This is a genomic window from Streptomyces fodineus (assembly GCF_001735805.1).
GTDB classification, from domain to species: Bacteria; Actinomycetota; Actinomycetes; order Streptomycetales; family Streptomycetaceae; genus Streptomyces; species Streptomyces fodineus.
In genome coordinates this window covers 8,660,594-8,675,858 of record NZ_CP017248.1, presented here as the reverse complement: position 1 = coordinate 8,675,858, position 15,265 = coordinate 8,660,594, and the positions used below count along the sequence as shown (strand labels likewise).

Annotated in this window: 11 protein-coding genes and 2 pseudogenes; 7 read left to right on the top strand and 6 right to left on the bottom strand. The window is 70.8% G+C overall.

The window, feature by feature from the left end; translation table 11 throughout:
- Positions 1 to 22: 22 nt before the first annotated feature.
- A complete protein-coding gene (locus BFF78_RS37665) occupies positions 23 to 1,096 on the top strand; it encodes a protein kinase family protein (RefSeq protein ID WP_069782535.1) in 1,074 nt (357 codons plus the stop codon).
- Positions 1,093 to 4,566, top strand: coding sequence for a hypothetical protein (locus BFF78_RS37660; protein ID WP_069782534.1), 3,474 nt, complete (start codon positions 1,093 to 1,095; stop codon positions 4,564 to 4,566). The genes BFF78_RS37665 and BFF78_RS37660 overlap by 4 nt, the downstream gene beginning before the upstream one ends.
- A gap of 150 nt (positions 4,567 to 4,716) precedes the next feature.
- On the opposite strand, the gene BFF78_RS37655 is transcribed toward BFF78_RS37660, so the two are convergent.
- Entirely contained in the window at positions 4,717 to 8,286 is a 3,570-nt protein-coding gene (locus tag BFF78_RS37655; protein WP_335755372.1) for an nSTAND1 domain-containing NTPase, read from the bottom strand.
- Positions 8,287 to 9,614: 1,328 nt separating this feature from the next.
- Between BFF78_RS37655 and BFF78_RS45045 the strand changes: the two are divergent.
- From BFF78_RS45045 to BFF78_RS48690, 3 genes and pseudogenes are all read left to right on the top strand, one after another.
- Positions 9,615 to 9,758: pseudogene (locus BFF78_RS45045) on the top strand (IS1380 family transposase); the annotation flags it as partial.
- 230 nt (positions 9,759 to 9,988) lie between these two features.
- Positions 9,989 to 10,213, top strand: a complete 225-nt coding sequence (locus BFF78_RS49835) for a GMC oxidoreductase (RefSeq protein WP_418346723.1) — start codon at positions 9,989 to 9,991, stop codon at positions 10,211 to 10,213.
- Positions 10,210 to 10,563: a GXWXG domain-containing protein gene (locus BFF78_RS48690; RefSeq protein WP_069782531.1), complete on the top strand. Its 354-nt coding sequence runs from the start codon at positions 10,210 to 10,212 to the stop codon at positions 10,561 to 10,563. Before BFF78_RS49835 ends, BFF78_RS48690 begins: the two co-directional genes overlap by 4 nt.
- A 72-nt stretch (positions 10,564 to 10,635) precedes the next feature.
- Here the strand turns inward: BFF78_RS48690 and BFF78_RS37635 are convergent, their stop codons facing one another.
- The gene (locus tag BFF78_RS37635) at positions 10,636 to 11,397 is read right to left on the bottom strand and encodes a polysaccharide deacetylase family protein (RefSeq protein WP_079161647.1); all 762 of its coding nucleotides are present in this window, start codon (positions 11,395 to 11,397) and stop codon (positions 10,636 to 10,638) included.
- Between the two features lie 6 nt (positions 11,398 to 11,403).
- Between BFF78_RS37635 and BFF78_RS37630 the strand changes: the two genes are divergently transcribed.
- On the top strand, positions 11,404 to 12,276 hold the full coding sequence (locus BFF78_RS37630; protein WP_069782529.1) for a M48 family metalloprotease: 873 nt from the start codon (positions 11,404 to 11,406) through the stop codon (positions 12,274 to 12,276).
- Here BFF78_RS37630 and BFF78_RS46515 read toward each other — a convergent pair.
- Both BFF78_RS46515 and BFF78_RS37620 read right to left on the bottom strand, forming a co-directional pair.
- The gene (locus tag BFF78_RS46515) at positions 12,192 to 12,722 is read right to left on the bottom strand and encodes a hypothetical protein (RefSeq protein ID WP_069782528.1); all 531 of its coding nucleotides are present in this window, start codon (positions 12,720 to 12,722) and stop codon (positions 12,192 to 12,194) included. The two genes, BFF78_RS37630 and BFF78_RS46515, sit on opposite strands and share 85 nt — an antisense overlap.
- Before the next feature lie 67 nt (positions 12,723 to 12,789).
- Complete coding sequence (locus BFF78_RS37620; protein ID WP_159033123.1) at positions 12,790 to 13,311, bottom strand: hypothetical protein; 522 nt, start codon at positions 13,309 to 13,311, stop codon at positions 12,790 to 12,792.
- A gap of 234 nt (positions 13,312 to 13,545) precedes the next feature.
- Here BFF78_RS37620 and BFF78_RS50285 point away from each other — a divergent pair.
- Positions 13,546 to 13,764 (top strand): annotated as a pseudogene (locus BFF78_RS50285) (helix-turn-helix domain-containing protein); the annotation flags it as partial.
- Positions 13,765 to 14,194: 430 nt separating this feature from the next.
- Here the strand turns inward: BFF78_RS50285 and BFF78_RS37615 are convergent.
- Positions 14,195 to 14,410: a multicopper oxidase domain-containing protein gene (locus BFF78_RS37615; RefSeq protein ID WP_069782526.1), complete on the bottom strand. Its 216-nt coding sequence runs from the start codon at positions 14,408 to 14,410 to the stop codon at positions 14,195 to 14,197.
- 166 nt (positions 14,411 to 14,576) lie between these two features.
- Entirely contained in the window at positions 14,577 to 15,239 is a 663-nt protein-coding gene (locus tag BFF78_RS37610) for a peptidylprolyl isomerase (RefSeq protein WP_069782525.1), read from the bottom strand.
- Between the last annotated feature and the right edge of the window lie 26 nt (positions 15,240 to 15,265).

The following is a 15,265-nucleotide window of genomic DNA, read 5'->3' as shown; positions in this document are numbered from 1 at the left end:
GCCGACCTGTGAGTGAGGACGTGTGAACGAGTTCGTACCGTACTGGGAGCACGCCGACACCGCCGACGAGAAGGGCTCGCCGCGGCGAGCCTGGATACCCGCCGACTTCGGGGCGGACGGCAGGTTCGTCACGCGCCGGCTGCTGGCCAAGGCCGGTCAGGGATACATCGTGCTCGCCGAGGACCGCTGGTCCGGCGGCGAGGTCGTGATCAAGGGCATGTGGTGGTCGGAGACGGCCCTGGACGACCCCCGCCTGGTCCAGAACGCGCTGTCCGTCCAGCAGAACCAACGCCGGCAGGGGCTGCGCGCCGTCCGCCAGGCCACCCAGCTCACCCAGCAGTGCCCGGTTGTCATCAGCGTGGAATCCCAGCCCTCTCCGTCCCTGATCGCCGCCGGCCGGCACCCGGATCCGGTGCCGCCCGAGAGTTTCCTGGTCCAGCAGTTCATCGGCCAGCAGGGCGGGGCCTCGCGCACCCTGGAAGACGAGATCGAGGCCAGGGCCAAGGAGCAGCGCCGGTTCACCGAGGACGAACTCCTCGACCTCGCCGAGCAGCTGTGCAACACCCTCGCCGCCCTGCACGCCGAGCGGCACAACGGGAAGACCTCGTCCAAGGGCTGGATCCACGCCGACGTCAAGCCGGAGAACATCCTCGTCCTCGGCCCGCCGGCCCGCTATGTGCTGATCGACTACGACGCCGCCGTGCAGGTCGGCGACTACATCTCCACCACCACCCCGGCGTACGCGCCGCCCGGCCCCGAAGGCTCCGACGAGTCTGCCGAGCGGGGTGAGGCCAATGTGCGGTTCGACATCTACATGCTCGGTGCCACCCTCGCGCACGCCGCCGCGCTGAAACGGCTCGATCCGCAGCAGTACCGCCAGCTGTACGCGGAGGACTTCGAGGCGAGCGCTCCCGGCCGGAAGTACCTCACCTCGCTCAACTACGGGCCGGTGCTCACCAACGCCCTCGCCACCTGCCTGTCCGCGCGGAAGTTCCGGCTGGCCACCGTCGACCGGGTCCGCATCGACCTCGCCCGCGCCCGCAGCGCCACCGTCCTGCAGTCCGCGCTCCGCACGCTGGGAGGCAGTCCCCGATGACCTCCGATGCCACCCTCGGCCGGCTCCTGCCCCGGATCCCCGGTCGCTCCGGACGCTTCTGGGAGCCGCACACCGTGCAGCTGCGCCCCGGACACCTGCGCTCGGCGGGTGCCGCCGCGATCCGAGCCACCCGCATGGTCAAGGACGAGGAGGCCGACGTCTACGGGGCCCTGCGCGTCTTCCCCAACCGCAGACAGCGCGGCCAGGCCGCCGCGCTGCTCGCCGCCGGCAATCCCGTCACGCCCGCGCTCCTCGACCTCGTCGACCACCCCGGTCTGCCGCCCGCGCTGATCACGGCCTGGGCCCCGGGCGCCTCGTCCGTGCCGCTGCGCGCCCTGCGCGAACGCGACGACCTCGACGCCATGCTGACTGCGGGGCACCGCTGGACACCGTCCGAGGCGCTGCGCACCCTGGTGCCGCTCGGCCGCGCCCTGGACGACATGGCGCGCGCCGGGTTCGTCCCGATCGAGCTGTCGCCCGACCACCTCGTGGTGAACTCCGGCTCGATGATGCTGGCCGGCATCGGCCGGCACGGCTACATCCCCTCCGAGGGCCGCATGCCCGGCATCCAGGGCATGTCCCTGCCGACCGCACTGCTGCTCGGCAGCGACCTGCCGACCGCGGCCACCGGGAACGAGGCGTTCGTCCGCTGGCGGGAGGTCCAGGTCCGCGCCCTGACCCGGCTGGCGGGCTGGATGGCCTGCGGGCTGCCCCCCGGCGCCTGGGGTTCGGTGGACGGCCCGGCCGACCTCGGCGCCTATCTGCGGGCGGCCGGCTTCCGCCGCGTCCCCACGCTGCGGCCCGGACAGCTCGCCGACACCCTGGCTCAGGAGGCCCGCGCGGAGGAACAGGCCGGCGCCCGCGCCGACATCACCGAGGCGGAGGCCCTGTTGGTCTACGACGACGTCGCGCAGTACAGCGGCGGCTCCCGCCGGGAGATCAACCCCGAGGCGTTGCGCCTGGGCCTGCTGCACGACCACGGCCCGAAGGTGATCGCGCTGGCCGCCTTCGAGGGCCGACGGCTCAACACGCGCGTCGCGACCCTGCTGTCCGGGGCGGGCTGGGTGCTGGTGCGGCCGGACGAACTGGTGGACCGGGTCTGCCTGGCAGCGAAGGCGGCACCGCACGCCCGCGTGGTGATCGCCGGCCGGATCGGCGGCACCGCCCTGCGCCGCCTGCAGCGGGAACGCGCTGGGAACGTCGACCAGATCGACCCCGAGGACCTCTCCCTGACCCCGCCGAAGATCGCGGGCCGGCCGGCAGACCAGCTGCCGTATCTCACGGACCCGGCCCTGGAGCAGTACTCGGAGGAACTCCTCCAGGACCCCAACGTTCCGGCAGCCCGCCGGCGCAGCACCGGCCAGGCGATCCGCCGGCGCACCTTCGCCGCGGGCTGGACCCTCAAGCTCGGCGGCGCCGACCGGATGCGGCCGCGCGAGCGCGGCATGCTGCTGGACCGGATGGCCGACTGCTTCGGCACCAACACCGAACTGCTGGTGGCGGTACGGTCCCGGCAGAACACGCCCGGCATGCGCAAACGCAACCGCCAGCTGGACGAGGCCGGCATGCGCCGCCTGGTGACGGCCCTGTCGGGCGTTCCCCGTTCGGTGTTCCGCGACTGCCTGATGTCGGCGCTGCTCGGCCCCGCCGAGGAGGACCTGTACGGAGAGGCCGCGCGCCGTCTGCTGCCCGTGGCCGGCCGGCTCGCCGACGTCTTCGACGCACGGAGGCCGGTAGGCGCGGACGGGCTCTCGATGGACGACGCGCTGCGGGAGCGGCCGGGCATCCGCCGCGTCGGCCTCTACGGGCGGCTGTGCACGGCCGTACCTGAGGTGGAGCCGGAGCGGCTCGCCGCCGCCGTCACCCAGATGGACGACCCGCTGGTCTCGCTGCTTTCCCAGATCCCCGCGCCGAGCCTCCAGTTCCTCGCCGGCCGGCTGGAGGACCCCGAGCTGCTCGACCTGCTGCGGCCCCACCTCCAGGGCGACGACCTGGACCTGCTGTCCCGCTACACCCCACAGATGTGGCGGCGGTTGCTGGACGGGCTGCGCCAGCCCGAGCACCTGGGCGTGCTCGGCCTCGGCTGGGTACAGGTCGTGGAGCAGGACGCCACCGGAGCGGTGGACGCCCGGGTGCTGTCGCAGATCGCCGCCGACGCGAACGTCCTCGGGCACGACGCGGTGCGCGCACTGCTCGGCACGGCACCCGCCGACTGGCCGGTCGTCTGCGCCCACCCGGCCCTCGCCGCCCGCTGGCTGGCCGAACAGGGCGACCTGGACATCGCCGAGATCGTCGCGGGCTTCCCCGACACCCGGGCGGCTCTCGCGGAGTACGGCACCGAGGGTCTGCGGCACGCCCTCGAACTCGGCCTGGACCAGCGGTCCATGAGCCGGATCAAGGGGTACGCCGACGGGATCGGCCGCACGACGGACGAGGTCCTGACCGCCTTCCAGGAACGCGACTACGAACGCGCCGAGCACACCGAGCCGCTGGACACCGCGGCCGCGGTCGCCTGGTCGCGCTGGCAGCTGGCGCGCGGCGAGGAGCTGGACTGGGTCCTCGGCAACGTCATCTCCCGCCCCGGAAAGATCCGTACCTGGGCCGTGCACGGTCCCCGGCTGGAGCAGCGGGTCGCCGCCGCCGTGATGGGCCCGGGAGCGGCCCCGGGGACGACCGACGCGCTGGCCGCCGACCCGGTCCTGCTGCCCCTGCTGGCCACCTTGAGCAGCCCCGAACAGCGCGCCGCCCTGCTGCGACTGTACGCCGCCGAGCCCAAGGCCACCCTCGACCCCCGGGCGCGCCGCGAGCTGCCACTGATCCTCTACGCCGCCGACCCCGCGCAGGCGCTGCGCACGCTGCTACGCGACGGACTGGGCGTGGTGGCACAGCAGTTCGCCGAGCGGCACCGTCTCAGCCCCGAGCAGCGCCGCATGCTCGCCGAACTGGCCCCGCTGACCAGTGAGCTGGCGACCCGCTCCCTGGAGGCCGTGCTCAATGTCGGTACGCGGTTCGGCCCGCGGGTCGCGGTCACCGCGGCGGTCGTCGAGCAGCGCCTGCCCGGCACCGCCGAGGCGGTGACGGTGTGGGGCCCGCGCTGGCTGCCGCTCCTCGCGGGCGGCTCGGGCCCGCGCGTACTGCGCCTGCTCGTGGAGCAGCGCGAGAAGCACGGGGCCCACGCCGGAGTCCTCACGCCGTGGCTGCTGGCGGCGGGTGAAGACGGGCTGGCGCTCGTTGAACGGTTCGGCTCCGACGCGCTGGACCTCGTCCTCGCCACCAGGGCCGCGCCGGCCGAGGCCCGCCTGCTGGGCGAACTGCTGATGCTGCCGGGCCCAGGACCCACCATCTACCGCCTGGTCACGGAGTACGCCCTGCCCCAGGAGACCTGGCCGCGCGCCGCCCGCATGCTGTCCGGCGGCGAGCAGCCGGAACGGGTCCTGCTCAGACTGTGGAGCAGGACGCCCACTGCCTGACGCCGGCACCGGGGCCAGGCAACTGCGCGCGTAGGGCATGCGGTTGGCACGACCGGAGCGCCAGGAGCAACGTGCGCGACTACGAGCCGCTCATCTCCCTCGGCAAGGCCCGCATCGCCTGGGTCTTCGTCACCCCCGTGGTCCGCCGCCTCACTTGAGCTGCCGACCCTGCGAGTCCGTGCACACTCGATACCGCGGTCGGCCTGGGAGGTGCTCGGCTCGTTCCTGCTCACTGAGGCCCCGGTGCAGGGCGCGGCAAATCCCGGCGATCACTCCGGTCGGGCTGGGCGTGGTCAGCTTCCACAGCTGGATCGTCCCGTCTTCGCTGCCGGTGGCCAACATGCGTTGATCGGGGCTCATGGCCACTGCGTTCACGGGAAGCCGACGCCCCCTCAGCGTGCTGCGGACGGTGAGGGTGGATACGTCCCACAGTCGCACCGTTCCGTCGTCGTGGCCGACGGCGAGGGTACGGCCGTCAGGGCTCACTGCGACCGACGTGGCGTTGTCGGTGAGGACGGCACGGCTTTTGCCGGTGGCCACGTCCCACAGCCTGATTGTTCCAGAGGCGTCGGCGGACGCAAGCGTGTGACCATCACCGCTGAAAGCAAGTGCCGCCACGACGTCTGTATGGCCGGTGAGGACGGCTCGAGTCCTGCCGGTGTCCGCGTCCCACAGTCGTACGGTCGCACCGGTGTCGCCGGTGGCAAGGACGCGCCCGTCATGATTGAGGGCCGCCGTCACGAAAGCGAGCGACCGAGACCGGTTGTGCACGATCGTTCGGAGCATGTGGCGGGTCGCGTCCCAGACTTGCACGCTGCCGCCGTCGTCGCTGGTCAAGGCGGCTATCACATGACTGTCTTGGGGCACGCTCACTGAACTGGCCATGCCGGCGGAGGCGAGGGTGCGGGTGCTGCGTGTCTGGTGGAGGTGCACGTCCCAAGTGCTGACTCTCCCGGCGGCGTCGCCGGTTTCCAGCGCGCGGCCGTCTGCGGTGAAGACCATGGACGTCGCGGTGTTGTCGGTCTTCCCAGTGACATCGGCCGCCCCCCGCAGGGCATCCCACAGGCGGACCGTGCGGTCGCGGCTGCCGGTGGCCAGCATGGTTCCGTCAGGGCTGAACGACACAGAGGTCACGCCGCCGGTGTGTCCGGTGAAGACGGCACGGCTCTCGCCGGTGGTCACGTCATACAGCCGCGCCGTGCTGTCGTCACTGCCCGTGGCCAGTAGGCGCCCGTCCGGGCTGAACTTCACGGCAACGACCGGCCCCTTGTGACCGGTGAGGCGGGCGGGCGTCCTGCCGGTCTCCATGTCCGAGAGCTGCACCTCACCCAGCCCATCGCCGACTGCCAGCAGGGTGCCGTTCGGGCTGAAAGCCATTGATGTGGGAGCAGCAGGGCCCGTGAGCCTGACAGTCCGGGTTGTGCCCTTGGACAGGTCACGCACCCTGATCACGCCGTCGGCGCCGCCGGCCGACAGCAGGCGGCCGTCCGGGCTGTAGGCAATCGTGGTAGTTCTGCCGGCGGAGACCGGCCACGTGGCCCGGATGGCGCCGGTGGCGATGTCCCTCAACCTGACTCTGCCGTCCGAGGAGCCGACGGCCACGGTGCGGTCGTCGGGGCTGAATGCCATCGGTCCTGTCTCATCGTGGTCCGTTGCGGTCCAGGCTTCCCCTCGCGTCAGGTCGCTCAGGCGCAGAGTCCCGTCGGCGTCGCCGGCGGCCAGAAGGTGCCCGGCCTTGCTGTAGGTGATCGTTCTCACTCCGCGGACGGGGCTGCGCGAGGGTGGGCGGGCCGCGCCTGTGCCCGTGTCCCATCGGAGAATCGTGCCGTCCGGGCTACCCGCGGCCACGGTCTGACCATCGGGGCTGAAGGTGACCGCCTCCACGGGACGAGCGGGTCCGGTCAAGCGGTGTCGCAGTGGGAGGGCTGCCGCTGCGTAAAGACTCGAGGTGGCCTCTGCCGTGGGGCTGACTTGGTACGCTTGGACAGCGAGGAGAGAGGCCAGATCGGGGTTGTAGCCCAGCAGAGCGGCTGACTGAGCGGCCAACTGCCGGGAAAGGGCGGCCTTCTGCGCTGCGACGGCTTGCTGCCTCCGGTGTTCACTGATTCGGAACTGCCTCCATGCGATCGACCCTGCGGTCACGGCGATGACGAGCAGCACGGACAGCGCGGCGGTGAACTGGCGTCGACGGCGCGTCGCGCGGACAACCGCGCGTTGTTCCCGTTCGCGAGCAGCGGTGCTGCCGGCCAGGAAGTCCCGCTCCAAGCAGGTCAGCTCCTTGGCGGTGTCGAGGTCGCCGAAGGCTTCCTCGGCAGCGGCAAGCCGTACCCCGCGGTACAGGGCTCCCGGGTCGCGGTCGAGGGCGTTCCACGCGCGCGCGGCTTCGGTGAGCTGACGGTGAATGCGCAGGCGTGCGCGGGCGTCGTCGATCCATCGGTGCAACCTGGGCCAACCAGTGATGAGCGTTTCGTGTGCGAGATCGACGATGCCATCAGCGAGAGTGAGTAACCGGGCGCTAGCCAGGCGGTCCAGGACCAGGGCGATGTTGTCCTGGGAGGCGGCGCCGAGGTCGAGTTCGCTGTGTTCGACTGGGCGCCGGGTGTCCTGGGAGCCATCGCCGGGGGCGATCAGCCGCAGCAGGATCAGCCGGGCCAGCTCCGCGTGGCCGGGGGCGAGCCGGGCATGGACCTCCTCGGCGCTCTGCGCGATCGCACCGCGCACGCCGCCTGCCGCTTCGTACGCCTGCAGGGTCAGCGCCCTGCCGCGGCGGCGCCGCCAGGTCTCCCGTAGGGCGTGCGAGAGCAGCGGCAGGCCACCTGGCGCGCCGTGCACTTCCTCCACCAGGCGAGCGGTCAGGTCGCGCTCGACGATCAGCCCGGCCATCTGCGCGGGTCTGACGATGGCTTGGCGTAACTCGGCGGGGCTCATGGGCCCCACCAGCAGGTTGGCTTCCCGCAGGGCGCCGGCTAGCTCGCGGTGCTCGGCGCAGCGTCCGTAGAAGTCGGCGCGTATGGCGATGACGACGCGCAACCTGCTATCCGGGTGCCGGGCGGCGAGCAGCGCGTCGATGAAGGCGGTGCGCTCGTGCGGGTCGCGGCAGAGGGTGAAGACCTCCTCGAACTGGTCCACGACGAGGACGGTGTCGCCGTCGGCGTCCTTCGGCCGCAACGCCTCGGCGTGAGTGAGCAGCGGGTGCCCGCCCGGGGTGAGGATGCGGATCGATGCCAAGGATGAGCTCTCGGCGCGCAACGCGGGTATCAGCCCGGCCCGCAGCAGCGACGACTTACCGCTGCCGGAGGGGCCGACGACGGCAACGAAACGCCGCAGCAGCACCAGTTCCCGTACATCGGCGACCAATTGGTCCCGTCCGAAGAACCGATCGTGATCGCCGGGTTCGAAGCGGACCAGCCCCGGGTACGGCGACTCGGTGCCACCGTCCTCGCGGTTCCGGAGCGCCGGATCCTCGGCGGTCTCGCGCCAGCGCCGCTCCCACTCCTCCGCATCGCCGTCGCAGGCCCGGACATAGGCCAGGGTCACGCCCAGAGACGGAAGTTGCTCACCGGCGGCGGCCTGGGAGAGCGTGGTCACCGAGTAATGGGCCCTGAGCGCCATCTCCCGGTATGTGAGACCGCCCGCCTCCTGGCGCAGCTTGCGCAACTCATACGCGAATCGCTGCACCGGCCCCGCGCTCGGGTCCACCGGCCGCTCACGACGCCCCACCGGCCCGATTCCCCCTCTTGCCCCGGCCCCCGCTGCGCAGAGGTCACCTGCGCCCCAACCACGCTATAAGCCCACCACACGCCCGACAAGGACCGAACCAGCCCCTCCCGGAGGGGCGCGCATCCGACGCCGCCCTGATTGTTCACTGTGACGGAGGGGGCCTGCTGAACAACGGTGCGGGCGGTGAACTCGATGACGTACAGCACGGACCGGGCCACAGTCGGCCTGGCCGCATCCATCCACAGAGGAATCACGAATCCGGGGGAACGAGTAATGCGTCTACGAAGCGCGGTCATGACTGCAGTAACGGTGGCGGCCGTCGCCATCCCGGCCATGCCGGCGGTAGCGACAGAAGCGGCTCCGGCCCAACCGCAGTTGCGGATCACATGTCACACCAGGTGGCAGCACAAGACCTCCGCCAACGTCTGGTGCGACGGACACGGACCGGCGCGGTACGGGGCGAGCATCCTGTGCAAGAAGGGCTCCGCGGACCGTCAGCTCAACTACGGCCCGGGGCCCTGGCTGGGTGACCGGCGAGGTATCAGCATGTACTGCCCCGGGGGCGGATACAAGCGAGTGAACCAATGGGGCTGGCCTGCCTGACCGCCGTTTGGACCTTGGGCAGTCCGGGGCGTGATCGGGCTCAGCGTGGTTTCCGAGGCCTTCGCCTCGCTGACGCGGTTCGGGGGCGCCGGGAACATCGACGAGCACCTTCCCCACCCTCGGCCGCCAGGGCGTGACCCTGCGGCTGTTCGATCGCGAACCGCATCAGTGGTCGATCCACTGGTCGGACAGCCGGACCGGCCGGCTGTATCCCCCGTCGGTCGGCGCCTTCGCGGGCGAGCGCGGTGACTTCCCCGGCAAGGGCACCTACGACGGCCGCCCGATCCGGGTGCCGTACCTGGGAGCTCAGCTGGATCACGGACCTCACCCGCACGAGGTCGGCCGACGCATGAGTCGAATTCCGCCAGTACACCCTGCATCCTGACGCCCGGAAGACGCTGATCGAGCTGTTCGAGCGCGCGTTCATGACCGGTCGGCAGGCGGCCGGCATCACCGTCGGGGACCCGCGAGGTGGTCGCGACGGTCTGCCGGCTCTCGGACGCGGCTGCCTTCGACGCGTACGCCGCCCGGCACCTGGGCCGCGCCATGCTCTGCACCTCAGCGAGCACACCGAGAACGACTCCCCCCTCCTGCCCGTCCGCACCGAGGTGAACGTCCGGGTCTGGTGCGGCCCAACCGAGGCACCCCCTAGCCGATCCGGCGGCTGAGGCTCGAACCCGTGACGACTTGACCCAGCGCCGCGGCGCTCGCGCTGGGGCGCGAGCCCCAGAGCGGTGCACGATCCGGGCAAGATCCTGCTGGACGTCGCGCTCACGGAGGCGCTGGGCGGGTACTGCCTGGTGGACGTGGCCATGCTGCGCTCGGAGCCCGGCGTGTTCGGGCCGGTGACCTCGGACCCGACGGTCTCCTCCGTTGCCCCGGCAGCGCCCCCATGGTGGCCGCACGCACACCCACGCCCAGAACTATGATGTTCCACCACATACGCCCCTGCCCTGCACGTTCCCACGGTATGGCGACACGCAAACGTCCCCGCCGAACGCCAGAAAGTGGTGCCAATGTCGTCCTCCGCGACCGCTCCACCAGCCCCGTCCAGCCTCCCCAGAATCGTCGCCGCCAGCCTCATCGGCACCACCATCGAGTGGTACGACAACTCATTCGATCGGAGCTAGGACCTGCGGTTTTCCGCGAATCCGGGCACCGAAGTCAGCACGGAACCAGCACCGGAACTCAACCTGCTACCTGCGCCATCGGCAGCGTCGTCGACGCACAGCTTCGCGTCCTCGGCATCGACGGCCTGCGGGTGGCAGACGCCTCGTTTCTGCTCAGCGTTCCCCGGGGCAACACAACGCCCCAGCCATCATGATCGCCGAGAAGGCCGCAGACCTGATCGCCGGCCACGGCCTGCCCACCGCCGCAGCCACCCCCTGCGCCCGTTCCGCCGTGCTGACGGCGCAGCCCCGCGCCCGGCTCACCGACCTCGCCGACACGCAGGCCCGCGCCGAACCCGAGGGACTCGACGACCTGTGGGAAGCCCTGGCCAGTGTCTGCCCCGAGCAGATCCTCGGGACCTGGCGCGGCATCCCGCTCAACACCGGCCACTTCGCACAACGTCGCCTGCGGGAAATGCGCTGGTACGGCAAGAAGTTCACCTCTCCCGACGACGTCCAGCCGCTGATCTACCACGCCAGACCCGTCATCGACTATTCACATTAGCTGACCACGACACGCTCATGGGCATCATGACCGGCGGTGACGAACCCTCCGACAACGGCCGCGGCTTCTACTTCATCCTCCGTCGCGGCTGAGGAGGGTGCGCAGGTCGATGACGCGGTAGGCACGAGTGGTGATCGCGTCGAGGATCCGTGGCAGGGCCTGGGCGTCGATCACCTCAGTGCCGCCATCGGATGCGCCGACGTGCATCTGCAGGATCGCCCCAGGGCGCAGGGCGTCCAGCGCCCTGCGCACCACGCGGTCCACGGTCATGCCGCCCGCGGTGCCCATCCACCCGTTGGTGTCGGTGGTGAATTCGATGTCCGCGAATCCCAGCCCGTTGACCTCCCTGATCTGGGCAGGGCTGGTCTCACTGTAGGGAAACCGGAAGAACGGAGTCAGGACCGTTCCTGCCCCGGCCACGCGCAGGGCACGGTCCGCTGCCCGGACCTGGCGACGCCTTCCGGCCGCGGTCAGATCCTTGAAGTGAGGGTGGCTGTAGGAGTGATTGCCCAGCCCGTGTCCCGCAGCCGCGATCCTCTTCACCACCTCGGGGTACCGGTCGGCGAAGTCACCGGTCAGGAAGAACGTGGCAGGCATGCGGCGATGGGCGAGCTCACTGAGGATGCTGTCCAGGCCGACGTCGTTCCAGGCCGCGTTGAACGTCACCGTGACCACCCGCTCGGGCGTACGGATCACACGGTTCTCTGATCCGAACAGCGCCCGCAGGCCCTCGTCGCCCACAGCCGCCGCCAGACGCGGCGAAAATACCCCGGCCGTCACGCCTGGGGGGCCGGCCCCCGCCACCCATCGGACAGCGAGCAGCCCGGCGGCCATCCCGAGATGGCGACGGGATACCAGACGGTGAGCGGCGACGAGAGGACGTGCTTCCACGCCATCGACATCGGCCGAAAGGCGGCCGCCCTTGAGGCGAGTGCCCCCAGACCGACGGAGAAGGCCCTGTGGGCGACGTCAGCACGGCTACCAGCTGAGCTCGCCGCCTCACCCGTTTCCCAAGCCTTCGCCATCCCCGCGATGTCCGGCAGCCGTGGCCGCATCCTCGTCACTGCCGCCATGCTCGGCGCCCTCGACCCCGCCGAGCGCCGCGTCCTGCTCGCCCACGAATGCGCCCACCTCACCCACCGGCACGCCCTCGTGTGCACCGCCATGACGCTGGCCGCCGCCGCCAATCCGGCGCTCGGGCGGGGGCGGACCATCGTGGCCCTCCTCGTCGAACGCTGGGCGGATGAGCAGGCGGCTACGGCCGTGGAAGACCGGACGATCACCACCCGCGCCGCCCTCATCGCCCACCGGGCACGCCCGGCCTGCGCGTTGACCTTCACCGACCGCACCGTCACCCACCGCGTCGCCGCCCTCCAGACCGCTCCGCCACCCCGCCTGTGGCCGCTCGCCGCGGCCGTACTCGTCCTCGGCCTGCTGCCGGCCTTCGGCGCCGCCGACGCCACGCACGACCTGCTCGAACTCCTGGAACACGCCTGGTGTGACCGAGCGCCACCGGTGCGGCGCGTCACGCAACGGTCGACGACCGCAACTCCCGCGTCCGTGATGTCGGCGAAGCTCAGCGCGCCGAACACCTCTTCAGCGATGACGGCCGACTTCGAGATGGTCCGTCAGGAGATGACGTCGAGCCAGAATGAGACGAGCGAGGCCAGCGCGCCAGGGGCGCCCGCGCCGAAGGCGACCACCATGGCCTGACCGATCGCCACGTCATAGGCGTCGAGGCCGTGGGACCAGGTCAGCCGGGCATCGATGCCGGGGATGGTACGGAGAGGGCCGTACGCGCCCAGGGTGCCGTGCGCTTCGGCAATGGGCGTGCCGTTGCGCAGGAGCCGGGCCCGGCACAGGCTGGTGGGCCGCAACTCGTAGGTGCGCGCGCCCACCACGGCCGTGCGGGTGCGTGTTCTGCGGCGCAGGGCCCAGCGGCTGTCGCTCCCCCGGCGCGCGGGGATCACCTGCCCATCGACCTTGATGTGGCCGTGCTCACGGCCGGGCCGGACCGTGACGGGTGGCATGCCGGGTCCCTGGACGAGCGCGATGACGGCGGGCCAGCCGTCGTAGCTGATCCGTATCGGCCCGAGCGGGCTGTCGGCCGTGCGGTGCTGGGAGAGCCGGACGGTACGGCGCTTACTGAAGAAGGGCATGGCTGTATCGGCTCCGGCAATGGGGAGTTGGGGACGGGACGGGGAGGCGCAACGACGCCGGTCGTCGTCAGTTGCGGGGTGGCCCCGGGTACCAGGACTGGTGCGGCGCGGCTGCTTGCGCGGATTGCTGATGCGGCATCGCCGTGGGGAGCGGGCGGTGGGTGCGCAGCAGTGTCTCGAACCCGGCGTGCAGTTCGCGGGCCTTGTCGGGCCGGGCGGTGTAGGCGACGACGGATCCGTCGACGCGCTGGAGTGTCACCGCGGTGCCGGTGCCCGGATCCTCCTGGCCCAGCCACACTCCGCCGAGTGCTGTGGCAGGCACCCACCCCGGATCGGACTCCGGGCCGCCCTCGTGCCATCGGCGCAGCACCTTCCGCCGATAACCCGGAATCAGCAGGCCCGGGAGCGTCACCACGACGAAGAGGAAGACCACGATGTTCATCACCACCTCGGCCGCCCAGCGCAGCAGTGCGAGGAGCGCCGCGTAGCAGGCTGAGACGATGAACACCCAGAGGCACCCCACGGCGAGGACGTGCGGCGCACCAACCTTGTTCAGCAGCCAGTGGAAGCCCACTGAAGCGAGCAGCACCAAGACCGTGAGACATCCGGCCGTGTCACCCAGGAACGCTTCAGCGACACGGCCGGCGAGCCGGTCGCGCCTGACGACGAAACCTCGGTCATGGAATTGAACGCGCACACGTCCCCCGGGCCTGGCTCTTACGCCAGCAATCTCACGCATGTCGCTCACCCTAGCCGGACAGGACATCCCGGCCGATGAGGTGTTGGTGCACACCGGCTGTGGTCGTACCAGGGACGGAAAGACATGCACTACTGGCAGCCGTTGCCCGATTCTCTCGAATCGGAAATCAGGGACCTGCTGGACCATATGCGCGCCCTCAAGGACGCGACCGGCATGAGTCTGGCCGAGCTGGCTTCGCGTACCGCACACAGCAAGTCGGCTTGGCACCGCTATCTCAACGGCACCAAGTTCCCGCCACGTTCCGCGGTGGAGGCCATGGGACGGCTCAGTCCGGCCGACCTGCCGGAGCTGCTGGAGTTGTGGGCGCGCGCCGAGGGTGTGAGCGAACGGTACGCCGACCCACGGCAGCCCGACCTCCAGCCCTCGCCGGCGCCCTCGGCATCGAGGAGGCGTCTGCGATGCCACCTTGTCCCGGCCGCCGTCATCACGCTCTCAGCCGCCGCTTGCGCCTGGAAGACCATGGCGGGACCACCGTTGCTCGCGGATCGGCCCGGGCAAACGACCGCCCCAGCGGCCACACCGCCGTCGACGGCCCCCGCCATCCCTGCGTCATGCCGCGGCGAAAGCTGTGAAGGCAAGTATGCAACCCCGTCCGGGTGCACAGACGACGCACGAACGGAGAGCACCGTGGCGGCTTCCGCCTACTCGGTGCGGCTGCGCTTCACACCGGCCAGGAATCCGGTGCCCCTGTCCTTGTCGCCGTACATACTCCTTACATCACCTGATAGTTGGCCATCATCGCCATGTCCTCGTGTTCGAGGTTGTGGCAGTGCAGCATGCACCGGCCGCGGTGGCCACGGAAGCGGACCAGTACGTCCACGACCTCGTACGGGCGGACGTCGACCGTGTCCTTCCAGCCGGCGTCCGTGGGCTCGGGCGGCCGGCCCCCGCGGGACAGGACCTGGAAGTGGGCCAGGTGCAGCTGCACCGGGGTGGTGGAAGTCGCTGGTGAAACGCCAGCCTTCGACGGTATGGGCCGCGTCCCCATGGAGTTTCTTCCCCGCTGGGCCATCTCGTCGGCCAACTCGTACGACGCCGACCATGACCGGGACGGACGAAGCTTCCGGCAAAGACCGGGTCGGCGCAGGACCGTACTACCTGCTCTTGATTTGTACGCGCTTGATGTTCACCGGCAGCGTCGGAAAGCCGTCTCCCGGCCCGTTCTGGTCGTCCTCGCCGCCTACCGCGATCTTCTGGAGCACGTCGAGGCCCTCGGTGACTCTGCCGAACGGTGTGTAGGCGGGCGAGAGTTTGGTGTCCTTCCAGACGAAGAAGAACTGGCTTCCGTTGGTGTTGGGCCCAGCGTTGGCCATCGCCACCGTCCCGGCAGGATAGGTCGCCCCGGCCAAGTTCTCGTCGGGAAAGGAGTAACCGGGTCCGCCGCTCCCGGTGCCGGTCGGGTCGCCGCACTGGAGTACGTAGATGCGCGCGGTGGTGAGCCGGTGGCAGTGCGAGCGGTCGAAGTAGTCGCGCCGGGCGAGGAACTTGAAGGAATACGTGGCGCAGGGAGCCTTGTCGGTCAGTGCCCTGAAGGTGATCGCGCCCTGGCCGGTGCGCAGCGTCGCGCTGTACGGCTTGGCGGCCTTCACCGGGTCGAAGACCGGTATCCCCTTGAAGTTGTCTGCGGGAACGGCCGGCGTGTAGGTGCAGGCGGCCGACGGCGCGGCAAGGGGCGGGGTGTCGGCCGCGGCCTGCGTCGCGGTACCGAGGAGGAGCAGGGCGGAGGCGGCGAACAAGGCGCTTGGCTCACGGAGCACGAGACGGTTCCCTTCGGGTCAGCACC